The following is a 23,935-nucleotide window of genomic DNA, read 5'->3' as shown; positions in this document are numbered from 1 at the left end:
TTGCTCCTACCTGCGTCGTAACCCTCTCGAGAACATCAATGCCGCCTCTCGAGCTCCGATTCGCGCGAGGCTGAGCCGCCCTGTAAGCAGGTTCTTGGCCGCCCTAGCGAACATCATTTGGGACGCCAGAAATTGGGTCCTTCGTGGCCTCATGTGAAGGTAGAACTCCCTCTCGGCTCGAACGACGCTCTCGTACCGTCGTAAAGAGATCGTTGAGAGGTCAGCAACGCTCAACGCGTGTGCGATTTCACACGGTAGTATGGCCACGAGCTTTCTGTTTGCGTAGACTTCAGCGAAGAACCAAAAATCGACTGCGTCCAAGCTGTATCGACTGTCCCACCCGCCACGCATCGCGAGGTAGGTGAGCCTTACGAATGTCCCCGAGTTGATTCCGACGACCTCGGTCGCTTGCGGTCCAACAGCATCCTTCGGCAGGGGCCAAGGCAGGGTTAGCCCCGCCAGGGTCCCCTGCGGTGCGATTCGTTTTCCACCAGCCCTTACGTGCGGTATCGCAGCGACGACGTCCTGGTGGAATGTACCTGCACTGCTTGAGAAGACCTTCAAGTAGTCCGGGGGCAAAGTCGCATCTTGGTCAATTAGCAGGATCCAGTCGCAACCAAGCTCGGTCGCCCGTTGCGAGGCCCAGTTGTACGCCGGAACTAGCCCACCATTTTGTGGGTCGTGCCGCTCGTGAATCGAGATCCCCAGCGACGGCAGGGATTCCTCCGGCGGGGAACAGCGCGACCGACTGTTGTCGTAGACAAAGACGTGCTTGAGTTTGCCAGGATGGGCTTGTGCCATGGCGCTGATGCTGCGATGGGCGCAGCTCTTCGAGAATTCCTGGTTGTAGACCACAACCACGGCGGCGAGGCAGCCGATGGGCTCCTGCCCTGCTGCCGTACGAGGCTCATGGGTGATGGACATGTTCTCCTGCACGACATCTTACGGGAGAATTACATGAGGTGGATGCTTTGGTTTGAGTGGATGACGCGCAGTGTCTGGGCGCTGCCGCCACTCATGCCGCTCCCTACCCGAAGCCGCCGCTTGCCGGTTGCTTGCCGGCGCCGTCCGGTCTAGAAACCCAGCATGTTTGACCAGGAGAGCCTAAAGAAGTTTATTCCCCCGAACGTCCGCGCGCGCGTTGTCGCTCCGTTGATGCGACGCATAGGGGCCGCTTTGATTGATTCGGGCGCCTATCTGATGGGGGAGAAAGACGACTCGATTCCGCCCACCCGGTTGCACTTCGTCGGACACGGAAGCTTCACGGCGATTGGGTACGAGTTCCTCAGGTACTTCACCGAATTCGCTGGGCTCAAGCCGAACGAAGACGTGCTCGACGTTGGATGTGGAATCGGGCGGATGGCCATTCCGCTCGCGAACTTCCTACGCCAGGGGCAGTATCGTGGAATTGACATCGTTCCTGCGGGGATCGAGTGGTGTCAGCAAAACATTACGCCGAAACACCCCAACTTCCGCTTCGAGCTTTCCGACATCAAGAACACGGCCTACAACCCAGACGGGCGCTACAAGGCCAGCGAATACCGCTTTCCCTTCGATGACCAGTCGTTCGACTTCGTCTTCTTGACCTCTGTCTTCACACATCTGGTACCAGAAGACGCAGAGAACTACCTTTCCGAGATCAGTCGCGTGCTACGGCCAGGTGGACGCCTTTTGGGGACCTGGTTCCTCTTGAACAGTGAGAGCCGGCAGCTCGTCGCCGCTGGGCGGGGGAGCCGACCCATCGTGTACGAGTTCAAGGGCAAAGAAGTCATGGTTGAGAATCCGGCTGTACCCGAGGCCGCCATTGCTTTCGACGAGGAGCTAATTCGCGGCATTCATGCCAAATACCAGCTGAGGCTGCAGGATGACATTCGCTTCGGAAAGTGGTGCGGACGGGAGGACTTCGTGAGCTACCAGGACATCATCGTCGCCCACAAAGCTCCATGAAGATCTCGATAGCACTCTGCACGTACAACGGCGCGAGGTATCTCGAGGAGCAACTCAAGAGCTACGTCTCGCAAACAACTCACCCTGACGAACTCGTGGTCGTTGATGATGTTTCCAAAGACGAGACTTTGGAAGTCTTGAATCGGTTCGCCTCTAATGCCCCGTTCGAGATCAGAGTCCACCGTAACGAGCGCAACGTTGGAGTTGCTGCCAACTTCGAGAAGGCCTTGGGCCTGTGTCGAGGCGAGGTCATCTTCCCTTCAGACCAGGACGATGTATGGCACCCCGAGAAAATCACCAAGATGCTCGTGCCGTTTCGCAGGCCGGAGGTTCAACTCGTCGCCTGCAACGCAGAGCTCGTTGATGGCGCACTCGCCTCACTCGGGCGTGACCTTTGGGGCGCCGTAAACTTTGGCTTTGCCGAGGTCTCGCGTGTCCGTGCGGGAGAGGCCTTCGAGGTGCTTGTCGAGCGAAACTTTGTGGCTGGTATGGCCATGGCAGTTCGCGCAGGTTTTCTGCCCAAGGCCGTTCCGGTCCCCCAGACCTGGATTCACGATGGGTGGATGGCAATGGCAGCCGCCGTCGAAGACGCCGTCGAAGTAGTACCCGAGTGTCTGGTCCGCTATCGCTTGCACGGGGGCAATGTCGTGGGGGTCAAGGCACTCACCTTCCTTGAGAAGGTGAAACATGCCTGGACTCTCGACAATTCACTTCTGCTGGAGCACTCGTCACAGATGGATTGTGTTCTAAGCAGATTTTCTGGGCGACTCTCCAAGCATCGCCTGAATTCATTGTCGGAGAAGGTGCGTCACTACAGGGCCAGAGGCACTTTGCCCGATTCACGCCGGAAGCGCCTGCCGATCATTGCCGAAGAGCTGAGAAGCGGTCGCTATCGCAGATTCTCATTCAACTATCTTGCCGCTCTCCGCGACCTGTTGCGATAGGTGCGAGGCCATTCATGGCGAGCAAATACCCGGCCGTCTCTGTGTGTATGGCCACGTGCAACGGGAGCAAATACATACCAGAACAGCTCGGCTCCATTGTTCCCCAATTGCTAGAGCAGGATGAGCTCATCGTCTCAGACGACTCCTCCAACGATGGGACGCTAGAGATTGTCAACAGGTTCAAGTTCCCTGGCCTCACGATCCTGCCGGACCAAAAGTTTTCCAACCCAATCTTCAACTTCGAGAATGCACTCCGACATGCGAAGAATGACGTGCTGGTACTGGCGGACCAAGACGATGTTTGGTTGCCCAACAAGCTCAACCTCATCCGAGAGAAGTTCGTGGCGAGAACGGGGTCAGTCTTTGCCATCGTTCTGGATGGGTGCGTCACGGATGCCACTGGGAACGAAGTCCATCCATCGCTATTTCGTCGTATGGGATCTGGTCCAGGCATCCTGAAGAACATTTACGACAACACATTTCTTGGTTGTTGTATGGCATTCTCGCGCCCCACCTTGGAGATCGCGCTACCGTTTCCCAGTCGCATTCCCATGCATGACATGTGGATCGGACTCGTCGCATCTGCATTCGGCGCGGTTGAGTTCGTACCCATAAGTACGATCAGATACCGCAAGCATGGGCAAAGCCTGACCGACTTCCGGCGCGATTTCCGGCCCATTACGCAGATTAAGCGACGTATTCTTCTGTCCACTTACCTTGCAAATCGCGTCTGGGAGCGCCGACGGAGCGCGCGCGAAGGATAGTAAAGGATGCCAGCGAACTCTCTTGGTGTGCCGACTGTTTCCATCGTTATGCCCTGTCTCAACCAGAGGAAGTTCCTGCCCGAGGCCGTCGATTCGGTCCTGCAGCAGTCAAAGATCGACGTTGAACTGCTGGTTCTCGATCCCGGTTCGACAGATGGTTCGAGGCAATGGCTCGAGTCGATACAGGCGAAGTACCCTGAGCGTCTCCGTCTCGTCTTCGAGAAGGACAGGGGGCAGTCGGACGCCGTCAACAAAGGGCTCTCGATGGCTCGCGGACCCATTCTGGGCTGGTTGAACTCTGATGACCGTCTGAGACCGAGCACACTCGAAACGGTCGTTGCAAATCTTCGACCTGGAATGCCAGAATGGCTTTATGGTCGCTGTGGCGTAATCGACGCCGAGGGTAGACCTGCAGCGAACGCCATAACGGTCTACAAGAACTTGCGTGGTTGGACGTTCTCGCGATTCAAACTGCTCCAGGAGAACTTCATTAGCCAAATGGCCGTCTTCTGGACTAGAGAAATGTGGGACATCGCTGGTGGTCTCGATTTAGAGAGACATCTGGATATGGACTACGATCTTTGGCTTCGATTCTCTAGCGTTACGAAGCCAAAGGTCATCAAGGAATATCTCGCTGATTTTCGTGTCCATGTGGCTGCCAAGGGCACTGTGGATGCGTCTCGCCAGCTCGATGCCGCATTTCAAACGGCCAAGATGCATGCGAGAGGTTTGGGACGGCGGGGCTCGATCGCTCTGGTGATTCATCGCTTGCTGAGCAAGCGAACTGAGCTTGCGTATCGATATATCAAGCCCAAAAGGTAACGTTCTTTGCCTACCGAACGTTGAAGCGAATGAAGAGCAAAGTTGTCCTCGAAGAGCAAGCCGTCTGTCCCCTATGTCAGTCATCCGGAGACTTTCTCTACACGGGTCTGCAGGATCGGCTCTTCCAGGCGCCTGGGACGTATGGGTTTCGAGCCTGTTCGGGCGCTCAATGTGGGTCTCTTTGGCTCGATCCCCGCCCAACGAGGACCTCCATCGGAACCGTCTACGAGAGCTACTACACGCATTCGGGATCTGAGGGGAGGCCGTTCGGTAGCCTCAAGTGGTCGGAAAAACTGTATAGAGTTTGGGATGACGTTTGCGCGCGCGCCTACCTCGAAGACGAGTACGGCTATGACACGTTGCGCGCAGAGCTCAAGCCGTTAAGGCGCCTTTTGGCTCCATTGGCCAGGATGCGTCCAGCCTACTGCTCTGATTGGGATCTCGTCGTCAGATGGCAGTCTCCTGAAGATCGAGGCAGGCTTCTTGACGTTGGATGCGGAAACGGAGATGTACTGCAGACGCTTTCGCAGCTCGGCTGGACTGTCGAGGGAACGGATGTGGATTCGTCGTCCGTCGCCTTCGCCCGCTCTCGTGGGCTGACAGTTCATCATGGCGATCTCTCGACTCTCGAATTGAAAGAAGCGAGTTTCGATGTCGTCAGTATGAGCCACGTGATCGAGCACGTCCATCATCCCGACCAACTCGTCGAACGAGCGCGGCGTCTATTGAAGCCTGGGGGCAAACTCGTGATCGTGACTCCCAATGTCCGTGGTGCCCTCTTCAAAAAGCACAGAGCGAACTGGTTGCACCTGGATCCTCCTCGTCATCTCATCCTTTTTTCAGCGCCGTCTCTTAGGCATTTGGTTGAGTCGTTTGGATTCAGGAACATTGAGGTTCGGTCGTCGGTGCGAGCCTTCTCTTATCTGGAGCATGCGAGCAGCCAGATCGGCGAGTGGGGACGCTCTGACTGGCATAGCCGTCCAAAAAGTCTCGTATCTCGGGCAAGGACCGGTCTCGCTGAGCGTTTGGTGGCATTCAAGAAAGCCTGCGGCACGGCCGAGGGGGACGAGCTGGTCCTCACCGCCACTCTGTAGGTTTGCGATACAGTGAGCGAAGGAGCATGGACCCGTAGGCCGCCATTGAGAGAATCTGACCAAGAATCAGGGCATAGGCTGCTCCATCGACCCCAAGGCGATTTACCAAGCCAAGAATGAGGGCTGTGGTTATTGGCAGTTGGACGAGCGAAAGAATCAGAATGGACTTGAATCGGCGATCGGCCAGCAAACATGCAGAAAGGATCGTGTTGATGAAGCCCAGCCCTACTCCTATCGAGAGGAGGAGGAACAGGTCCGCAGACGCGGCGTAATTTTGTCCATATACGAGGTGCAAAAAAGAACGCCCAAAGAGCTTGACACCGCCAATCAGAATGAGCGCAGACGAGACGGCTATCGCGAGGAGGCGACTGAAAAGATTGAGCCAAAGAGCTCTGTTCCTGGTTGCCGCAGCCGCCGAGAGTTGAGCAAGGACGCCCTCGAACGCCGCAACGACAAAAATGGGCATCGCCAAAAGCGGATTGTAGATGACGACGAACTTGCCAAGTGTTTCGCTGCCGTATTCGTGCTCGATCACATAGATCGGCAGCTGGGTCGCAAATGCACCCACCAAGCCAGAGAGGGCCAGGGGAAGAGACAACTTGAAGATTGCCTTGAGATGACTCCGTCGGAACCGAGGTGTAAGCGCAACCCAGGGATGGCCGCGCCGAGCTGCTTCGGAGCGAGTCTTGCGAATCGCCCAACTGTCGAGGAAGAGGAGTTCCGCCAAAAGAAGAATCGCAACGAGCGCCAGGGAAGCCCAGAGACTCCCTTGGAGCCGTAAGCCGACAGCAACGCCCCCCAGAGTGCATAAACCCCGGACGAGGAGCGAGAGCGCCATCCGACGCAGTTGCTCAAAGCGTTGAAGATATGCATGAACGATATCTGCCACTCCGTCGACGACTCTGATGCAGGATATGGCAAGAATCGCCAGTCTCGTGTCCCTATCGAAGCGGCCCATGGTCGCTATCGCGACCATGACGAAAAAGGCGATCGAGAGCGCTATAGCGCGCAGGCCAAAGTAGTCAGAGAACTGAAATTCGTCGCGTGCATCACTTACGACAACCGTTCTCAGCTGCAAGTTGCAGAGAACAAGGACGGGCAACGTGATCGCTGATGCGAGACCGAACTGACCGACCAAACTCCCCTCTCGATCCGCGCGAGCGAGCAAAACGGTAACGATCCAGGAAAGTGCGGCAAAGCCAACCTGTCCGAGCACGGACCAGAGGACATTTATTCGGGGGCCATTCAACAGCTTCATTGCAAACTCATTTGAGAGGAATCGAATGGCCCGGGTTCCAAGGGAATCGAGGCTTTAGAAGAACGGGAGGAGGCGAGAATAGGTAACGCTCCGCCGAAAGGTAGACTAGAACCCGAGGTCGAAGTTTTCTGATCTGCAAAAGCTCTACGCGATGTGTCTCGAGCGTCCAGCGGCTTCGAGCAAGAACATGGGGAAGGAGAGACTGCAGCGTCTCTGGAAATCCGAACGAGTCATGATGAATCATGACCAGTCCATCTTCAGGTATTTCTGGATGTTCGTACTGGACGACGAGGCCGCGGAGTCGGGCCCCTTTCGCAATTCCGGCGTACGGATCGTTCCCCAAAATCTTTGCTGGACTGTCCGTCCAAAACGCTCTAACGCTCCTTTCCGTCAACCAGCGCTCCAGTTCCATGAGACGCGCGAGATCGCCAGCGCTCTTCTCGTCCTGAAACCGAACCTTGGAAGCGTCGAACCTAGACGCCCATCCTGTCATTCGACTGATGGCGGCGTCGATTTCGGCCGTCGCGAGGGCGGTGCCACGGCCGTTCCAATGCGTGTCGAGCCGGTCGTAGACGAGCTCCTTCGAAGAACGAAGGGTGGGCCTTAGGTCCAGCGTGGCTATTCCCACCTCTGCGAGAGCTTCATAAAGGTGGTCGAGGCGCGTCCAGCTGGAGGGTCGGTAGCCGTCGGGCAGGTGCTGAGGGAAGATGCTGGCTTTGTTGGGGGCGATGACCACCAGGAGCTTGCCGCCAAACTCGTCCAAGGCTCTCTGGATTTCCTCGAAGAAACCTACCCTTTCAGTCAGCTGTGCTTTGGAGAATGGCCGGTTCTCGAGCGCCTCGGGCATGAAGTCTTGATTGAGAAACAGAAAGCCCTGTTTGCCCACCAGCACGGTGTTGGGAGGCGCCGTTCTGAAAGCGAAGTAGTCGATGGCACTGCTCAGCGAGATCCACTGTCGTCGAAAACCCAGGTGATCGCGAAGGTAGGCCTCGAAGGCGCGGGGGAAGGCCCTGTGCCAGGGTGGGACGAAGAGCGTGGACGCCCGGTCATGGTCGACCCGAGCGGTCCTCGGGGCAACCACGGAGGCCACCAGGGTCATCACGACGGCGAACCCGCAGCTGAGCAGAAGGGAGAGCGGCCGCTTCGGGTGCAGGGGCGCGGGCATACTCAAAACCGGAAATAGATGAAGGGTGAGTGGGTCGTGGCGATGACCCTCGCAAGGCTGGCCACAAAGACCAGGACGAGAGCAGGAACGGCCAGCGGGCGAAGGACTGCCCGAAATTTGGCAAAGAACCGGAGGGGGCCGATGGAAAGTACAGCTCCCAAAACCAGAGTTGTCTCGACTTTGGTGCCGAAAGCGAACGACTTCGCTTCGTGAGGCGGCCCTGTGCCACAGAGCGACGCAAAGAATGTCCCCGCCGAGTGGAGAGACTCGCTTCGGAATAGAACCCAGGCGGCGCTTACGACAGCCAAGGTCCAGACGTGGCCCAAGGGGATCACGAGGAATCGAGGTAGCGACGCGCGTTCGCGAAAGATGCGTTCGACGGAAAGGGCTGCGCCATGAACGGCTCCCCAGACAATGAAGTTGAAGGCCGCTCCGTGCCACAAGCCACACAAGAGAAAGACGATCCAGAGATTCACGAATGTGCGAAGCCGCCCCAGGCGGCTGCCACCCATCGGCACATACACATAGTCACGGAACCATGACGACAGGGTGATGTGCCACCGCCGCCAGAAGTCCGTGACGGACCTCGCGGCGTAGGGATGGCGAAAGTTCTCGGGGAGGGAAAAACCGAGCATTCTTCCCAACCCTATGGCCATGTCAGAGTACCCAGAGAAGTCGAAGTAGATCTGCAGAGAGTATGCGGCAAGTCCGATGGCTGCTGTCTGGGGGCTGAGGGCTTCAGGAGCGCCAAAGACCGGATCGGCCGCCGTGGCCAGAACGTCGGCAATCAGAACCTTTTTCCCCAGACCCTGAACGAACCGAGCCAGGCCTTCGTGCCTGTCGAGGACGCTCGACGTTCGGTGCACCAGCTCTCGGGCCACATCCTGGAAACGCACGATGGGCCCTGCGACGAGCTGAGGAAACATGAAAAGGTACACTCCGAGCTGCTCCGTTCGCGCAGGCGCCTCTTCGTTGTTCCGCCATAGGTCGGTCTGATAGGAGATCGCCTGAAACGTGAAGAAAGATATGCCGAGCGGCAGGTGGAGCCGCAGGTGCCAGGGCTCGTGCGGTGCTGCGCCGACCGCCCCGAGTAGGTTGTAGACACTGGTTAGAGCGAAGTTCGTGTATTTGAACACCAACAAGGGCACAAGATTTCCTGCTACCACGATGGCCAGGACCAAGACGCGAGAGGTTGAACGGGCGCGCGCCACGAGAGGTGCTGCCAGCGCGTTCCCAAGGAAGAGCGCGAAAAGAAGGAGCACGTAGGGGCCTTCGCCCCAGGCGTAGAAGAGGAGGCTGGCAGCAAGCACCACGGCGTTTCGCGTTTTTGGTGGCGCGAGCGCATCGAGTAGAAGCACCAGCGGCAGAAACGCGAACAGAAAGGTGATCGAGGTGAAAACCAACGCTCGCCTTACTTTTTCTAGTGGTCAGCCAACCAGGGCTGCCTTTTCCGTCAAGCCACGTGCTGAGAGCGATCGTTTGCCTGAGGCAGGTCGCGGAGAGCTTCGCGGCGAACGATCAGCGTGAGTTGCCGTTCCACCCTCACGTGTTCGACGAAAAGCCGAAACACCAGCAGATAAAGTACAGCGACCGATGCGTAGACGATGAAGTCGACCCCACGGCCGACGCCCGCAATGCGAGCCAGCGTCGAAGACACTCCGGGCAGGGAGATCGTGACCGCGGCGCCGCCCCAGATGAGCGTCCAGACGAAGGCCTCCGACAGCTTGATGACCCGCTGGATCGCCCGCCGCCAGGTTACCATCAGCGCAGCGAGGAGCACAGGGACGAAGACGATTTGGACGAGCATCGAGACCTACTTCGTGAAGGCGCCAACGAAAAGCTGCCATGCAATTCGGGCGGCATCCCACGGCTTTTGCCCCTTGCGCATCGAATCGCGTGTGTACCGCACGCGCACGGGAACCTCGCACCAACGGAGGTCCTTCGAGCGAGTAACGATGCGCAGAATCTCTGAACAGTGAGCCATTCGGTCCTGCTTGAAGTCGATGTGGCGGGCCGCGGCTGCGGAGAAGGCCCGATAGCCCGACTGGGGATCTGTCAGGTGCGTAGGAACGCCTACCGCAAAGGCGTTGAACGTCCGTGCGCCATGAAGCAGAAGGCGGCGGCCACGGGTGATGCCTTCTGCCTCAACGCCCATGAAGCGCGAGCCGAAGGTGACGTCAGCCTTTCCGGACAAGATCGGCGCGACCATCTGGGGGATGAAGCTGGGGTCGTGTTGTCCGTCGGCGTCCAGCTGCACCAAAATGTCGGCCCCGAGGGCGAGGGCGCCCTCCATGCCGGTACGAAGCGCGGCGCCTTGTCCGCGGTTCACACAGTGCCTCGCCACTATGGCTCCGGCTTCGCGAGCTTGCTCGGCTGTGTCGTCGATGGAGCCATCATCGATCACCAAGATCTCATCGACGTGAGGCCTGACGGCGCGCACGGTGTCAGTAATGCGCCTGCCTTCGTTGTAGCCTGGGATGATCGCGACGGTTCTCACGGACGCCCGTATTGTACCCAATTCCAGGGCTGCGCAAGGACAATGCGCCACCGGCGGAAGCCCCGCGTCATTGCCCCTTGCGAAACAACGCCCACTTGCCGGCCCCTGCCATCGGTTGCACCCGCGAGACCAGGGGGCCCAAGAGCCCCGCGCTGGGCGTTGCGTGCTGAACCAGGTAGTAGTCGAAAAGCGCATGCGTCTCGTCCCAATTGAAGGCGTTGCCCATCCACGGACCGGGCCACGGCACGGTTTTTTCCACCGCACACGGCATGTGGCGCATGCCGCAGTAGTGGACCGGCACCATCGTGCGGGCGTCGGGGTGGACGGCGACGTAGAAGGCGGGCAGGGACACGAGCGCTGACTCGATGCGCATGACCGTGGATTTGCGATCGAAGATGATGCCCATGAGCTTGCCGTCGCGGGGCACCTTGTTGAGCACGGTGATGAAGTCGCGGATTTCGTCGCGGTAGGCGTGGTACTTCGTGTTGACGAGCTTGCCATAGAGCACACCCAGGACCAGCGCGGGGGCCAGTGCCAGCAGGGCGCTGTGCCAGGGCAGGCGGCGCAGGCCTGCGGGCACGAGAGGAATCAGGAGCAGCAAGAGCAGCACCGAAAAGCGTGGGAAGAAGGTCATGAGCTCGAACGCCCACAGGTGATGCGGCAGGGCCAGGAAGGCGAAAAGGGCGCCCAGGGCCAGGAACACGGTGGCAAGACCAAAGCGGGGCCGGGGGCGCGCGCCTCGGGGCAAGAGCAGGGCCAAAAGGCCCATGACGACGTAGGCGGCGAGGGCGAAGAGCAAGGCCTTCGCGCCGGCGACGTCGCTGAGATCGGTGAAGCCCTTGAGGGCCATCTCGGGGACGTGTTCGAGTCGCTCCCGAAGGTCGAGGGACAGGGGGCGTTTGCCGCCGAGGAAGTCGACCACCCGCGCGGCTTTGACGGCCTGCCAGGCAAAGGCGAGGGTCTTTTTTTGCTCGTTGGGGTCCCCTTTGAAGGAGGTCTGGAGGTGCCAGTAGAGCAGCGAGGCCAAGGTGGGGCCCAGGGACGCAAGGGCGAGGGCGCGGCGGCGCCAGGGGGCGCGGGTGAAGGTGAGCAGCACGGCGGCGCCACAGAGGCCGAACAGGAGGTTTTGCAGGTGGCAGAAGAAGAGCAGCACGCCGCTCGCGGCGGAGGCGCTCCAGGAGGTCCACGAAAAGGTGGGGCGCCGCAGGAGGTGACAGAGGGTGGCGAAGAGGGCGAAGAGGGCAGGCAGCGAGAGGCAAAAGCTGATGAAGCCGTAGTGAAGGCAGAGGTTGTAGGCGAGCGGGAAGGCGAGCAGGGCGGGAATGCGGCTCTTGCCGCAGGCGCTCAGGAAGGCGGCGAGCGTGGCGGGAAGCGCCGCCACGTACAGGCAGACCACCACGTTGTGGGCGAGCGCAATGCCGCCCACGAGCTTCCCGATGGCCACGAGGGCCAGGTAATGGGCGCTATAGGGGGCCCACAGGTTCTTGATGCTGTAGAAGCCGTGATAGGGGCTGTCGGGGCCCACGCCTTTGCTGAGCAGGTCGGCGGTGGACAGGTGAAAGCCGAGATCCAGGCCGGGCAGGTACTTCGTGAAGACGAGCGGTGCCCAGAAGAAGGGCAGCAGCACCAGGTAGCCGAGCAGGAACACCCGCAGATCGGTGTCGAGGGCGCTCCAGAAGCGACGAAGGGAGTAGGGCAAGGCCACGCGCCGAAAAACCAGGGCGGAACCTAGGGCAAAAACCTTCCCGAGGCCAGCGTGGCGGTGCGATCGCGGGCGGAAACGACAAAGGCACCGCAGGTGCGGTGCCTCGCGTCGGGTCCGGGGCGGCTTGCGCCAGGGTCAGCTGGCGCGGCGGACGGCCAGGACCTGAATTTCCTGGAAGAACTTGGCGGAGGTTTCGATGCTGTTTTCCATCGACTCGACCAAGAGCTGCAGGAGGCCGTCGTTTTCGTGACGGAGGGCATCGTAGTAGCGTTGCCGCTCGATGCTGTGGATGACGGCGGGCAGGTAGCCGGCTTTGAGCAGCACGTAGTTGCCGAGCAAGCGGCCCACCCGGCCCGTGTTTTTGGTCCAGGGGTAGATCTGGAGCAGGGTCTGCTGAGCGCGGGCGGCGCGGGCGAGAGGGTGCAGCTCCGTGTAGTCGGGCGAGGCCAGCCACTCGCCGTACTTCTTCATGCGGGCGGCGATCTTATCGGGCTGTGCGATCTCGTGATAGTACTGCCGATGCAAGGGGTTTTCCTTGCGAAACGGAGCGCCGGCCCCGCCGTCGGGGGTGAGCATCAGGTAGAGCTTGCGCACCAAATCGAGGCTGGGCTCGGGTGGCTTTTTGCTGGCGAGTAGCTCACGTAGGTGATCCGAGGCGAGCTTGAGGTTTTTGACGTCCTCGTACATCGGGATCAGCGACACGTCGCTGATGATGCGGTGGTCGATGGCGGCCTTGAGTTCCGAATAGGACAGCACCACCCCCTCGAGCGCCGATTCGTGGAAGATCCAGGAGACATCCAGGCGCTCTTGATAATCGCGCACGATGTTGTCCGGAAAGCTCGCCATCTGCCCCCGAAGCGCCTCCATCTTGGTGTCGAGCTCGAACAATTTCGCGTCCATGACCACTCCTTACCTCACGCGTTGGAAGGACTTGTCTAAGAAAAAAATTCCCTTGAGTCAAGCCCACTTAGACGTAGTATCCCCAATAATTCTGGGTATTTGGATTACATCTCCTGACGTGTAAATTGCACGTCTTACAGGTGGGCGCCCTTGGGGGGTAGCCGACCGGTCTCGCCAGGGCTTCGCAATCATTGGGGAAACAGCTGACAGGAAATTTGACTGGGGTTGGGGGGGCGCGAACATGGGCGTGGCGCCCGCACCCGTATGAAACGGACACGCGCGGCGAGTTATTCCACGTCGTTTCTGAATTTTCGCCCCTCCATGGCGGCTCCAGGCTCCGATATGACGCAGCAGGTTAGGCACACCCCCGTCCTCTTGGCGGAGGTGATGCATTGGCTTGCGCCTCGTCCGGGGGGGGTTTATTGCGACGCCACGGTGGGGTTCGGGGGGCACGCCGAGCAGATCCTGGCCCGCAGCGCGCCCGACGGTCGCCTCATCGGGCTCGACCGGGACCCGGCGGCGTTGGCCCATGCCCGGGAGCGGCTGGCCCCGTTCGGCGATCGGGTGTCTTTCGTGCATGCGCCGTTTTCGGATCTGCCGCAGGCGCTGGCGGGGCTGGGTGTGACGCAGCTCGACGGCTGTTTGGCGGATCTGGGGGTCTCGTCGGTACAGCTCGACGAAGCACACCGGGGGTTTTCCTTTCGGCGCGAGGGGCCGCTCGACATGCGGATGGATCCCACGCGGGGTGAATCGGCGGCCGATTTGCTGGCCCGTCTCGATGAGGACGCGCTGGCCACCTTGATTCGGGATTTGGGGGAAGAGCGCTACGCCCGCGGGGTGGCGCGCTCGATCTTGCGGGCGCAGGACGCGGGGGAACTTTCAGGTACCGTGGCGCTGGCGGCGGCGGTGGCGCGGGGCATGCCCCGGCGGGAACACCACAAGGACCCGGCCACCCGGACTTTTCAGGCGCTGCGCATGGCCGTCAACGACGAGCTGGGGCAGCTGGAAAACTTTTTGCGGGGGGCGCCGCCGCGGCTCGCTGAGGGGGGGCGGCTGGTGGTGATCACCTTTCATTCGCTCGAAGACCGGATGGTCAAGCGGCGCTTCAAGGCGCTGGCGGATGCCACCGTGCGGGCGGCCGAGGAGCCGGCTTTACGTATCTTGACCAAGAAGGTGGTGGTGGCCGAGGAGGAGGAGCGCCTGGCCAACCCGCGCTCGCGTTCGGCCAAGCTGCGGGCGGCCGAGAGGGTGACGGCGTGAGCGGGAGGCCTGAGCGCACGGTACCGCCGCGGCCCGAGCGTACGGTACCGCCGCGGCCTGAGCGCACGGTGCCGCCGCGGCCTGAGCCCACGGGCGGGCGGCAGAAGCCCGGGTCGACGCTCTTGCGTGCGCCGGTGAGTGAAGCCGATGCCCGCCGGCGCCGGCCCGGGACCGGCGTGGCCTTCCTGGTGCTGCTGGGGCTGACGCTGGGGGCGCTGGGGCATGTGGCGGTGCACATCAAGCACCTGGAAGTGGCGCTGGCGTTGGGCGAGGCACGCCGGGAGCGCGCGGAGCTCGAGGAACGGCGCCGCAACTTGGTGCTGGAGATCGGCGTGCTCAAAGATCCCACGCGGGTCATGGAGGTGGCCCGCGAGAAGTTGGGTATGGGCACGCCGTCCGCGGCGGACATCATTCCGGCGAGGGAGCTGCGGGCACGCTTGGCGGCGCGTAGGGTGGACGCGACGACCACCGCAACGCCCGAGACGCAGCCGCCCCCTGCCGCCCCCCAGGACGAATCGCCGGAGGAGAACCTCTGATGCTCGGCCGCTGGACCCGCGCGCGGATCGCGCTTTTCGGGCTGCTCTTTGCGGTGATGGGCGTGTGGGTGGTGCGCCGGGCGTGGAGCCTTCAGCTCGAGCAATCGGACAAGCTGAAAGAGTTCGCGGATCGGAACTATCTCAAGGCGATCCAAATCCCGCCGGCGCGGGGTCGCATCCTGGACCGCAACGGCAAAGAGCTGGCCGCCACGGCGCGGGTGGAATCGGTGTTCGGCAACCCGCGGGTGCTCGCGCACAGCAAGGGTGCCGCCGCACGCCTCGCGACGGCTCTGCAGCTCGACGCGCGGGAGGTGCGCAAGAAGCTGGCCTCGCGCCGCTACTTCACGTGGCTCAAGCGCCGGGTCACGCCCGAAGAAGCGGCCGCCGTGCGCGCCCTCCAGCTGCCGGGGGTGGACTTTCGGCCGGAGCCGCGGCGCTTTTACCCTTTGCGCAGCCTGGGTGCGACGGTGATCGGCCACGCGGGCTCCGACGGGCGGGGGCTCGAGGGCGTGGAGCTCGCGTACGAAACCTACTTGCGGGGCAAGGCCGCGACGTTTCAGGGCGTCAAGGACGCGCTCGGGCGCGAGCTCCTGGTGGATGGCGCCCTCGATACCTCGGAGGTGGTGGGGCAGGACGTGGTGCTGAGCTTGGATGCCTATCTCACGCTGGTGACGGAGACGGCGCTCGGCAAGGCGGTGGAGGTGCACGCGGCGCGGGCGGCGATGGCCGTGGTGATGGACGTGCCCACGGGGGAGATCTTGGCGCTCGCGTCGCTGCCCACCTTCGACCCGAACAACCCGGCCGGCGCTTCGGAAAGAGGGGCCCGCAACCGCGTCATCACGGATGCGTTCGAGCCGGGCTCGACGATGAAGACCTTCACGTTCGCCGCGGCGCTCGACGCCCGGAAGATCCGCCCCGACGAGCTCTTCGATTGTGAGAACGGCCGCATGAAAGTGGGCAAGTACACCATCCGGGACACGCACCCCTTGAGCGTGGTGCCCGCGTCCGAGGTGTACCAGCAGTCGAGCAACATCGGCACGGTGAAGATCGCGCGGCGGATCGGCAAAGAGCGCCTGAGCGAGGTGCTCCGCGGGTTTGGCTTCGGCCAGCGTTCGGGGATCGGCTTGCCCGGTGAGCGCCAGGGCATCGTGAGGCCGGTCGAGCGGTGGGGCGAGATTGGCTTCGCCAACGTGGCGTTTGGACAGGGGCTCACGGCCACGCCGCTTCAGATCACGGCCGGGTTCGCCGCGGTGGCCGCCGGTGGGGTCTGGAGGGCCCCGCGGCTGGGCTTGCGGGTGGTGGACTCGGAGGGGCGTGCGGTGCCGCTCGGGCCACCGCCTGCGACGAGGCGTGTGGTCTCGGCGGAGGCGGCGAAGCAGCTCTTGGAGATCATGGCGGGCGTGCCCACGCCTCTCGGTACAGCGCGGTTGGCGGCTGTGCCCGGGTACCGGGTGGCGGGCAAAACGGGGACCGCTCAGAAGGTCTCGAACGGACGGTACGACCCCGACAAGTGGTTGGCTTCTTTCGTGGGCATCGTACCCGTCGACGAACCGAAGTTGGTGATCTCCGTGTTTGTCGATGAGCCCCATCCCACGCATCTCGGTGGTAAGGTAGCGGCGCCGGTGTTTCGCGAGATCGCGGAAGCCGCACTCAAGTACCTGAACGTGCCGCCCAGCCATCCCGAAGAAGTGGAACACATGCCGGCGCCGGCGCTCGTGGCAGTGGCTGACGAACCCACTGTTGAAGAGGGCTTCGGCAGCGATGCCTACGTGCTGTCGGACGAAGAATTTTTCCCGCTCGATCCCGAGCGCCCCGAAGAGGAACAAGACGTGATGGTTTCGGTTCCGAACTTCACCGGACAAAGTTTGGCTCAGGCCTTGGCGCATGCCGAAAGCCTGGGGCTCGAGCTCCTGCCCTCGGGCTCGGGCGTGGCCTTCGAGCAAACCATCACGCCCCTGCGGCAGGTGCCGCGCGGCACGACCTTGCGCGTGTCCTTTCGCCCCGGAGGAGGCTAGACGTGGACGACACGCCCCTGCGGCCCCTTGCGCCCCTCCTGAAGGGTCTTGCGACCACGCGCGTGCCCGAGCTCTTGGTGGGCGAGGTGCGGGACGATTCGCGCCTCGTGCAGCCCGGGGACGTCTTCGTGGCGGTGCCTGGCACCCGTGAGGATGGGCGCAAGTTCGTGGCCGACGCGCTGGCGCGCGGGGCGAAGGTCATCGTGTCGGACGCCACTGGGGCCGCGCGCGACGCGGGGGAGGCGGCGGCCGCAGCTGCGGGGGCGGTGTTCGTGCACGTGCCCTCGGCACGGGAAGCGCTGGGGCACCTCGCGGCCCGTCGTTACGGCGCGGCGGAGCGGTTACGCCTGCTGGCGGTCACGGGGACCAACGGAAAGACCACCACGACCTACGTCGTGGAATCCATCTTGAAGGCCGCGGGGCGGGTGCCAGGGGTTTTGGGAACCGTGGCGTATCGGTATGCAGGACACACGGAGCCTGCGCCGCTCACCACCCCGGGCGCACTGCTCCTGCACGCCTCGCTGGCACGCATGGCCGAGGCGGGCTGTACCGACGTGGTGATGGAGGCGTCTTCGATCGCGCTTCACCAGCACCGCCTGGCCGGCTGCACCTTCGCCGTGGGGGCGCTCACGAACGTGACGCAAGATCACCTGGATTATCACGGCACGATGGAGGCTTACTTCGACGCAAAGGCGCGCCTCTTCGAGGACCTGCTGGGTGACGAGGGGGTGGGGGTGGTGTTCGCCGACCGGGACGACGGGCAGCGCATGGCCAGGCGGATACGGGGGCGCGTGCTGACCTTGGGTACGGACCCGAAGCCCGCCGGGGCAGATCTGTGGGTGGGCCCGCGGCGTCTCGATGGCGGGGGGCTCAGCGCCGAGCTTCACACGCCCTTGGGCAGAGTCGAGCTGCGCGCGCGGCTGGTCGGGGACTACAACCTGGCCAACGTGGTGTTGGCGGCCGGCATGGCCTTTGCGGCGGACGTGCCGCTCGACGCCCTCGCCGCCGGCGTGGCGGCCTTGCCCGGCGTACCGGGGCGCCTCGAGGTGGTCGAGAACACGGCCGGTGTTTTGTGCGTGGTCGATTATGCGCACACCCCGGACGCGCTCGAGCGGGCCTTGTCGGTGTTGCGCCCGCTCACGCGAGGGCGTTTGCTGGTGGTGTTTGGGTGTGGCGGCGATCGCGACCCGGGCAAGCGTCCGCTCATGGGCGAAAGCGCAGCGCGCCTGGCCGACGTGGCGATCGTGACCTCGGACAACCCGCGCACCGAAGACCCCATGCGCATCCTCGAGATGATCGTGGACGGGGTGTTGCAAGCAAAGGTGCCGGAGCGCAGGCCCGATGACGTACGGGCGGGCGCGACGGGTTTTTGTGTGGCCCCCGATCGACGCGCGGCCATCGGCCTGGCGGTCCAGGCCGCCCGCGCGGGCGACACGCTGCTCATCGCAGGCAAGGGTCACGAGGATTATCAGATCGTGGGCACCCAGAAGCTGCCCTTCGACGACCGCGCGGAGGCCACGGCGGCGTTTTTGTCTCGACCCGCGCCAGGAGTCCCATCGTGACGGCCGAGGCGCGCGACCTCGCCTGGCTGGCAGAGGTGACCCAAGGCGTTTGGCTCGGCCCCCCGTCGGGCGAGGCCGTGTTCCGGGGGGCCACCACGGACAGCCGCGGCGTGACGAGCGGCATGGCGTTCGTGGCGCTGCGGGGCGAGAGGGTGGACGGCTTCAATTACTGCGGGCCCGCGGCCGCGGCGGGGGCGAGCGTGGTGATCGTTCCCGGTGGACGGGGTCTTCCCAAGGGGGTCGGCGCCACCCCCGTGCTGGCGGTGGACGATCCGCTGACGGCGCTCGGCCGGCTGGCCGAGGCGGTGCGCGCGGCGTTTTCGGGACGCGTGGTGGCCGTCACGGGCTCGAACGGAAAGACCACCACGAAAGAGCTGATCGCGGCCGCCGTGAGCTCTTTGGGCGAGGTTCTCAAGACGCCTGGCAACTACAACACGGACATCGGGCTGCCCCTCACCGTGCTGGGCGCGCAGGGCAGGGAGAAGGTCTGGGTGCTCGAGATGGCGATGCGGGCCCGCGGGGAGATTTCCTATCTCACCCACCTGGCCCGTCCCCACGTGGCCGTGGTCACCAACGTGGGCGCGGCCCACCTGGGGCGGCTCGGGTCGCTCGCGGCCATCGGAGCCGCCAAGGGAGAGATCTTCGAGGGGCTCACGCCGGACGGCGTGGGTCTTATCCCGGCCGGTGAGCCCCTGCTGATGCCTTCGGTGCAGTTCCTTCCGCAGGCGCGTCGTCTCCGCTTTGGCACGCAGGTGGGGGGAGCGCCGGGCCTCGGCGTGGCGCTCCTGGATTTCGTGCCGGCAGGCGCTGCCGGGTCCGTGGTGCGCTACGCGGTGGGCGACGAGCCAGTCCTGGTGAATCTGCCCCTCGCGGGGCTTCACAATGCCGTCAACGGGGGCATTGCCCTCTTGGTGGCGGCCGTGCTGGGCGTGCCCCCTCAGGTGGCGGCGGCGGGGCTCGAGCAGGTGGAGCTGCCCGCGCACAGGTCGCGGCCGCTGGCGCTTGCCGATCGCGTGGTCCTGGACGACTGCTACAACGCGAACCCCTCGTCGATGAGCGCCGCGGTGTCGACGGCCGTGGCGGGCGCGCGGGGCACGGGCCGTGCGTTTGCCCTCATTGGGGACATGCTGGAGCTGGGTGAGGCCGAGGTGGCGCTGCATGAAGCGCTGGGTGCAGAGGCCGCCGCCGCCGGTGTGGTGGGTCTGGCAGGCGTGGGGCGGCTCGGGCGACACGTTGCCGCCGGGGCCCGGCGGGCTGGCCTTGCATGGACCTTCGAGGGCGATGATCCCGCCGAGGCCGCGCGCCACGTGGCGGGCTGGACCCGGCCGGGCGACTGGATTTTGGTGAAGGGGTCGCGGGGGGCACGGCTCGAACGTGCGGTGGCGGCTTTGCAGACGCTGTGGGCCGACGAGGTCATCGAAGGCGGCGCGCCCGACGCGCTCGGAAAGTCTCTTTAGGCCGGGGCGCGTCCCCGGAAGTTTACTCCAGATGCTGTTTCACCTCTTTCAACTGCTGCGCGAGGACTTTCGCTTCCTCAACGTGTTTCGCTACGTGTCCACACGCGTGGGCTTGGCCACGCTCACGTCGCTGGTGATCACCTTCGTGGTGGCCCCCTGGTTCATCAAGCGCGCCCGGGAGCGCCAGATCGGGGAGGTGATTCGGAGCGATGGCCCCGCGTCTCACGCAAGCAAAAAGGGCACGCCCACCATGGGGGGCTCGGTCATCATCCTTGCGCTGGCGTTCGGCACCTTGCTGTGGTGCGATCTGTCGAGCGAGCTCGTGTGGCTCGCGCTTCTCGTGACCGTGGGCTACGGCATCCTGGGCTTCGTCGACGACTACATCAAGCTCGTTCACAAGAACAAGCGGGGGGTGCCAGGCAAGATCAAGATTCTGTTCCAGGTGCTGATCGGCGGTGTGGCCGTGACGTGGCTTCTGGCGGGCAACGCACTCGAGCCGCACGTGCGCTTGCAGCTGGTGTTGCCGCTGGTGGCGATCGAGCGCTTTTCGCCCGAGTTGCCGCTCGCCGTCTACGTGCTGTTCGGGCTCGTGGTGGTGGTGGGCACGTCGAATGCGGTCAACCTCACCGACGGACTCGATGGGCTGGCGATAGGCCCCGTCATCATCTGCTCGTTCACGTTCATGTTCCTGTGCTACGCAGCGGGCACCGTGCTGCGCGACTTCAACATCGCAAGCTACCTGGGTCTGGCGCACGTGCAGGGCGCGGGGGAGCTGGCCATCTTCTGCGGCGCCATCGGCGGGGCCGGCATCGGTTTTCTGTGGTACAACACGCACCCCGCGCAGGTGTTCATGGGCGACGTGGGCGCGCTGGCGCTGGGCGGCGCGCTGGGGTTCGTGGCGCTGGCCACGAAGACGGAGATGTCGTTGCCGGTGATTGGCGGCGTGTTCGTGGCGGAAGCGGTGAGCGACATCATCCAGGTGGGGTATTACAAGCGCACCAAGCGCCGGGTGTTCCTGATGGCACCCATTCACCACCACTTCGAGAAACTGGGATGGCCCGAGTCGCGCATCGTCGTTCGTTTTTGGATCGTTTCGTTCATCTGCGCCACGCTGGGGTTGATCGTGACCCTGAAGGTGCGCTGAGCGGGGCGTGCCCCGCGGCATGCGGGTGGCGCTGTGGTTTTTTTGGACCGCGGCGCCAAACGGGTGCACCGTGGCTGCAGGAATTCCGTGATGACCGCTCCTGAACTCCAAGGAAAACGGGTGCTCGTCGTGGGCCTGGGCCGCTCGGGCCAGGCGGCGGCGCGGCTGTGCGCGGCGCGCGGCGCGCGGGTCACGGTGACCGACAAGCAGCCGGCGGCGGCGCTGGCGGGCGCGCTCGCCACGCTGCCGGGCGGAGTTGTGGAGGAGCTGGGCGGACATCGGGCCGAGAGCTTTCGGCATGCCGAACTCATCGTGCTGTCTCCCGGCGTTCCGGAAGGTCCCGAGCTTCAGGTGGCGCGGGCCGCGGGTGTGCCGGTAACGGGTGAGCTCGAGCTGGCGGCGCGGTTCACGAAGGCCACCCTGGTGGCCATCACCGGCACGAACGGCAAATCCACCACCACCACCCTGTGCGGCGCCATGCTCAAGGGCACGGGGCGCCCCACGTTCGTGGGTGGAAACCTGGGGACGCCCTTGGCCGAAGCGGTGGGCACGCCGGCCACGGATCTCGGGGGGTTGTGTGTGCTGGAAGTTTCGTCCTTTCAGGCAGAGACCTTCGAGACGTTTCGCCCGCAGGTGGGCGTGCTTTTGAACATCACGCCCGACCACCTGGACCGCTACGGCGGCCAGGTCGACGGCTATGTGGCGGCGAAGGCGCGGCTCTTCGCGGCCCAGCAGGAAAGCGACTTCGCGGTGATGAACCTCGACGATGGGCTCGTGGCCGAGGTGGCCCGCCACGTGCGGGCCCACTGGATCGCGTTTTCCACACGTCAGGCCCTGACCGAGGGCGGCTGGCTACAAGGCGACAGCCTGTGCATTCGTATCCCGGGGGGGCAAATCGAGCGCTACCCCGCCGACAACCCCCGTTTGGTGGGGCGCCACAACCAGGAAAACGCGCTGGCCGCGCTGCTGGCCGCGCGGTTGGCCGGGGCGTTGCCGGCCGAAGTGCATCGGGGGCTCGTGGGCTTTCGTCCGCTGCCTCACCGCATGGAGATGGTGGGCCAGGTGGATGGCGTGCAGTACTTCGACGACTCGAAGGGCACCAACGTGGGCGCGGCCGTTGCCGCCTTGACGGGCTTTCCAAGACCGGTGGTTCTGATCGCCGGAGGCCGTGACAAAGGGGGCAGCTACGCGCCCCTGGCCGAGACGATGGGCCGCGTGGGGCGGGCCGTGGTGGTGCTGGGTGAGGCCGCGGGGCGGATCGCCGAGGCCATGCAAGGCGTGATGCACGTGGAGCACGCCCACAGCATGGAAGACGCGGTTCGGAAAGCCGCCGCCCTGGCTGCGGCGGGAGACGCGGTGGTGCTCAGCCCCGCCTGTTCGAGCTTCGACATGTTCCGTGACTACGCCGAACGGGGCGAGCGCTTCGCGGCGGCCATCCGAAAGCTGGAGCGCGAGGCCGAGGACGCGGGGAGCGAGCCGCACCGGGTGGTGCCTCCGGAAAAGGCGTGAGGGGGGACGGGGCATGAGCCGCACGCAGACGGTACGCCCAGGCCTCGGATCGGGACCCGTGGCGGTGGCGCGCCCGCGGGCGCGGGGTCTTGGGTGGCTGTGGCCACGCAAGGGGCATGCGCCGTGGGCCGAGTGGCTGAAGGCTGCTGCGGTGTCGCGGGGGCCCGATCGGATCCTCTGCGGCGCCGTGCTGTGTCTCACCGCCCTGGGCGTGGTCATGGTGTTTTCGGCGGGCGCGATGTTTGCGGCCCGCCGCTATGGTGACTGGACGTTCTTCCTCAAGCGCGAATCACTCTATGCGCTGCTGGGCTTGATGGCGTTTGCCTTCGCGCTGCGGACCGACTACAGCCTGTACCGCCGGCTCACCTATCCCATGCTTTTTGGGAGCGTGGTTTTGTTGGTGAGCGTGCTGGTGGTGGGGTCGCGGGCGGGCGGTGCGGTGCGGTGGTTTCGTCTCGGGCCCTTGTCGTTTCAGCCGTCCGAGGTGGCCAAATTTGCGCTGGTCGTTTATCTGGCGGCGCTGCTGGCGCGCAAAGCCGAAAAGGTGAAGCAGCTCTGGGTGGGCTTTTTGCCCCCGCTCATCGTGACGGGCATCTTGGTGTTGCTGCTGCTCAAACAACCCGATCTGGGAACGGCGGCGATCTTCGGCTTTGTGGCGTTGGCCATGCTCTTCGTGGCGGGCACGCGGACGAGCTACATTATCTTGTCGTTGCTGTTGGCGGCGCCCGTGGCGTGGCGGCTCATCGTGGGAACGCCCTGGCGGATGCGGCGCATGCTGGCCTTTTTGGATCCCTGGGCGCACCGACGGGACGCGGGCTATCAGACGGTCGAGTCGCTCATCAGCATCGGCTCGGGCGGGCTGTTCGGCCAGGGCCTTGGCGCCGGTCGGCAAAAGCTTTTCTTTTTGCCCGAAGCGCACACCGACTTCATCTTGGCGGTGGTGGGCGAAGAGTTGGGCTTCGTGGGGGTCGTGGGTGTGGCGGCGCTTTTTGGCCTGCTGATCTGGCGCGGTTTGCTGGCCGCGGCGCGCGCCCGCGACGCCTTCGGGGCCTATCTGGCGTTCGGCCTGACGGCTGTTTTTGGCATGCAGGCGCTCATCAACATGGCTGTGGTGATGGGGCTCGTGCCCACCAAGGGGCTGACGCTTCCCTTCGTCAGCTACGGGGGCTCGTCGATGATCGTGAGCTTGTTTGCCGCAGGGGTGCTGGGCAACGTGTCGGCGCGCAACCCGGAGCCGCGGCGAGGCGAAAAGCTGTGGGTGGGCTGGAACGTGGCGCTGTGGCCCTGGGGCGCAAGCGGCAACAAGCGCTCCGACAAGGGGGTCAAAGTGGTGGTGGAGACGGGCCGGCGTCGCCG

At 63.7% G+C, this 23,935-nt stretch carries 20 protein-coding genes and 1 pseudogene; 13 read left to right on the top strand and 8 right to left on the bottom strand.

Going from position 1 to position 23,935, the window contains the following annotated elements:
* Positions 1–6: 6 nt before the first annotated feature.
* Positions 7–936, bottom strand: a complete 930-nt coding sequence (locus KA712_13125; protein MCG5053899.1) for a glycosyltransferase — start codon at positions 934–936, stop codon at positions 7–9.
* 219 nt (positions 937–1,155) lie between these two features.
* Here KA712_13125 and KA712_13120 point away from each other — a divergent pair, with 219 nt between their 5' ends.
* The 5 genes from KA712_13120 to KA712_13100 all read left to right on the top strand — a co-directional run bounded on the left by KA712_13120 (position 1,156) and on the right by KA712_13100 (position 5,571).
* Positions 1,156–1,947, top strand: a complete 792-nt coding sequence (locus KA712_13120) for a class I SAM-dependent methyltransferase (protein ID MCG5053898.1) — start codon at positions 1,156–1,158, stop codon at positions 1,945–1,947.
* A complete protein-coding gene (locus KA712_13115; GenBank protein MCG5053897.1) occupies positions 1,944–2,891 on the top strand; it encodes a glycosyltransferase family 2 protein in 948 nt (315 codons plus the stop codon). Before KA712_13120 ends, KA712_13115 begins: the two co-directional genes overlap by 4 nt.
* A gap of 14 nt (positions 2,892–2,905) precedes the next feature.
* Positions 2,906–3,655, top strand: a complete 750-nt coding sequence (locus tag KA712_13110; protein ID MCG5053896.1) for a glycosyltransferase family 2 protein — start codon at positions 2,906–2,908, stop codon at positions 3,653–3,655.
* 6 nt (positions 3,656–3,661) lie between these two features.
* On the top strand, positions 3,662–4,477 hold the full coding sequence (locus KA712_13105; GenBank protein MCG5053895.1) for a glycosyltransferase: 816 nt from the start codon (positions 3,662–3,664) through the stop codon (positions 4,475–4,477).
* Between the two features lie 410 nt (positions 4,478–4,887).
* On the top strand, positions 4,888–5,571 hold the full coding sequence (locus KA712_13100; GenBank protein ID MCG5053894.1) for a class I SAM-dependent methyltransferase: 684 nt from the start codon (positions 4,888–4,890) through the stop codon (positions 5,569–5,571).
* On the opposite strand, the gene KA712_13095 is transcribed toward KA712_13100, so the two are convergent.
* The 7 genes from KA712_13095 to KA712_13065 all read right to left on the bottom strand — a co-directional run bounded on the left by KA712_13095 (position 5,555) and on the right by KA712_13065 (position 13,096).
* The gene (locus KA712_13095; protein MCG5053893.1) at positions 5,555–6,829 is read right to left on the bottom strand and encodes an oligosaccharide flippase family protein; all 1,275 of its coding nucleotides are present in this window, start codon (positions 6,827–6,829) and stop codon (positions 5,555–5,557) included. The genes KA712_13100 and KA712_13095 overlap by 17 nt on opposite strands.
* A 7-nt stretch (positions 6,830–6,836) precedes the next feature.
* A complete protein-coding gene (locus KA712_13090) occupies positions 6,837–7,721 on the bottom strand; it encodes a hypothetical protein (GenBank protein ID MCG5053892.1) in 885 nt (294 codons plus the stop codon).
* A gap of 275 nt (positions 7,722–7,996) precedes the next feature.
* Positions 7,997–9,397: a hypothetical protein gene (locus KA712_13085; protein ID MCG5053891.1), complete on the bottom strand. Its 1,401-nt coding sequence runs from the start codon at positions 9,395–9,397 to the stop codon at positions 7,997–7,999.
* A gap of 50 nt (positions 9,398–9,447) precedes the next feature.
* Positions 9,448–9,801, bottom strand: a complete 354-nt coding sequence (locus tag KA712_13080) for a DUF2304 family protein (GenBank protein ID MCG5053890.1) — start codon at positions 9,799–9,801, stop codon at positions 9,448–9,450.
* A 6-nt stretch (positions 9,802–9,807) separates the two neighbouring features.
* Positions 9,808–10,491: a glycosyltransferase family 2 protein gene (locus tag KA712_13075; protein ID MCG5053889.1), complete on the bottom strand. Its 684-nt coding sequence runs from the start codon at positions 10,489–10,491 to the stop codon at positions 9,808–9,810.
* A gap of 67 nt (positions 10,492–10,558) precedes the next feature.
* Positions 10,559–12,196, bottom strand: coding sequence for a hypothetical protein (locus KA712_13070; GenBank protein ID MCG5053888.1), 1,638 nt, complete (start codon positions 12,194–12,196; stop codon positions 10,559–10,561).
* Between the two features lie 135 nt (positions 12,197–12,331).
* Positions 12,332–13,096 carry a Fic family protein gene (locus KA712_13065; protein ID MCG5053887.1) on the bottom strand — a complete coding sequence of 255 codons (765 nt, stop codon included), beginning with the start codon at positions 13,094–13,096 and terminating at the stop codon, positions 12,332–12,334.
* Between the two features lie 342 nt (positions 13,097–13,438).
* Between KA712_13065 and rsmH the strand changes: the two genes are divergently transcribed.
* From rsmH to ftsW, 8 genes and pseudogenes are all read left to right on the top strand, one after another.
* On the top strand, positions 13,439–14,356 hold the full coding sequence (gene rsmH / locus KA712_13060; GenBank protein MCG5053886.1) for a 16S rRNA (cytosine(1402)-N(4))-methyltransferase RsmH: 918 nt from the start codon (positions 13,439–13,441) through the stop codon (positions 14,354–14,356).
* The gene (locus KA712_13055) at positions 14,353–14,892 is read left to right on the top strand and encodes a cell division protein FtsL (GenBank protein ID MCG5053885.1); all 540 of its coding nucleotides are present in this window, start codon (positions 14,353–14,355) and stop codon (positions 14,890–14,892) included. The genes rsmH and KA712_13055 overlap by 4 nt, the downstream gene beginning before the upstream one ends.
* A complete protein-coding gene (locus KA712_13050; GenBank protein MCG5053884.1) occupies positions 14,892–16,907 on the top strand; it encodes a transpeptidase family protein in 2,016 nt (671 codons plus the stop codon). Before KA712_13055 ends, KA712_13050 begins: the two co-directional genes overlap by 1 nt.
* Positions 16,908–16,909: 2 nt before the next feature.
* On the top strand, positions 16,910–18,469 hold the full coding sequence (locus KA712_13045) for a UDP-N-acetylmuramoyl-L-alanyl-D-glutamate--2,6-diaminopimelate ligase (protein MCG5053883.1): 1,560 nt from the start codon (positions 16,910–16,912) through the stop codon (positions 18,467–18,469).
* Positions 18,466–19,926 (top strand): UDP-N-acetylmuramoyl-tripeptide--D-alanyl-D-alanine ligase, encoded by a 1,461-nt coding sequence (locus KA712_13040; GenBank protein MCG5053882.1) that lies wholly within the window; start codon positions 18,466–18,468, stop codon positions 19,924–19,926. Before KA712_13045 ends, KA712_13040 begins: the two co-directional genes overlap by 4 nt.
* A 31-nt stretch (positions 19,927–19,957) precedes the next feature.
* A complete protein-coding gene (mraY, locus tag KA712_13035) occupies positions 19,958–21,070 on the top strand; it encodes a phospho-N-acetylmuramoyl-pentapeptide-transferase (GenBank protein ID MCG5053881.1) in 1,113 nt (370 codons plus the stop codon).
* Positions 21,071–21,160: 90 nt separating this feature from the next.
* Positions 21,161–22,579: a UDP-N-acetylmuramoyl-L-alanine--D-glutamate ligase gene (gene murD / locus KA712_13030; GenBank protein MCG5053880.1), complete on the top strand. Its 1,419-nt coding sequence runs from the start codon at positions 21,161–21,163 to the stop codon at positions 22,577–22,579.
* 13 nt (positions 22,580–22,592) lie between these two features.
* Positions 22,593–23,824: pseudogene (ftsW, locus tag KA712_13025) on the top strand (putative lipid II flippase FtsW).
* Positions 23,825–23,935 lie beyond the last annotated feature (111 nt).

The organism is Myxococcales bacterium (assembly GCA_022184915.1).
Classification (GTDB): Bacteria; Myxococcota_A; Polyangia; order Fen-1088; family Fen-1088; genus JAGTJU01.
The sequence above is the reverse complement of the archived record's forward strand: the minus strand, read 5'-3'. Positions and strand labels throughout refer to the sequence as shown.

Bases quoted from the DNA above. Each gene is read 5' to 3' on its own strand.
- KA712_13120 (MCG5053898.1), top strand. From the start codon at position 1,156: ATGCGACGCATAGGGGCCGCTTTGATTGATTCGGGCGCCTATCTGATG.
- KA712_13065 (MCG5053887.1), bottom strand. From the start codon at position 13,096: ATGGACGCGAAATTGTTCGAGCTCGACACCAAGATGGAGGCGCTTCGG.
- rsmH (MCG5053886.1), top strand. From the start codon at position 13,439: ATGACGCAGCAGGTTAGGCACACCCCCGTCCTCTTGGCGGAGGTGATG.
- mraY (MCG5053881.1), top strand. From the start codon at position 19,958: ATGCTGTTTCACCTCTTTCAACTGCTGCGCGAGGACTTTCGCTTCCTC.
- KA712_13050 (MCG5053884.1), top strand. From the start codon at position 14,892: ATGCTCGGCCGCTGGACCCGCGCGCGGATCGCGCTTTTCGGGCTGCTC.
- KA712_13105 (MCG5053895.1), top strand. From the start codon at position 3,662: ATGCCAGCGAACTCTCTTGGTGTGCCGACTGTTTCCATCGTTATGCCC.
- murD (MCG5053880.1), top strand. From the start codon at position 21,161: ATGACCGCTCCTGAACTCCAAGGAAAACGGGTGCTCGTCGTGGGCCTG.
- KA712_13115 (MCG5053897.1), top strand. From the start codon at position 1,944: ATGAAGATCTCGATAGCACTCTGCACGTACAACGGCGCGAGGTATCTC.
- KA712_13095 (MCG5053893.1), bottom strand. From the start codon at position 6,829: ATGAAGCTGTTGAATGGCCCCCGAATAAATGTCCTCTGGTCCGTGCTC.
- KA712_13100 (MCG5053894.1), top strand. From the start codon at position 4,888: ATGCGTCCAGCCTACTGCTCTGATTGGGATCTCGTCGTCAGATGGCAG.
- KA712_13080 (MCG5053890.1), bottom strand. From the start codon at position 9,801: ATGCTCGTCCAAATCGTCTTCGTCCCTGTGCTCCTCGCTGCGCTGATG.
- KA712_13110 (MCG5053896.1), top strand. From the start codon at position 2,906: ATGGCGAGCAAATACCCGGCCGTCTCTGTGTGTATGGCCACGTGCAAC.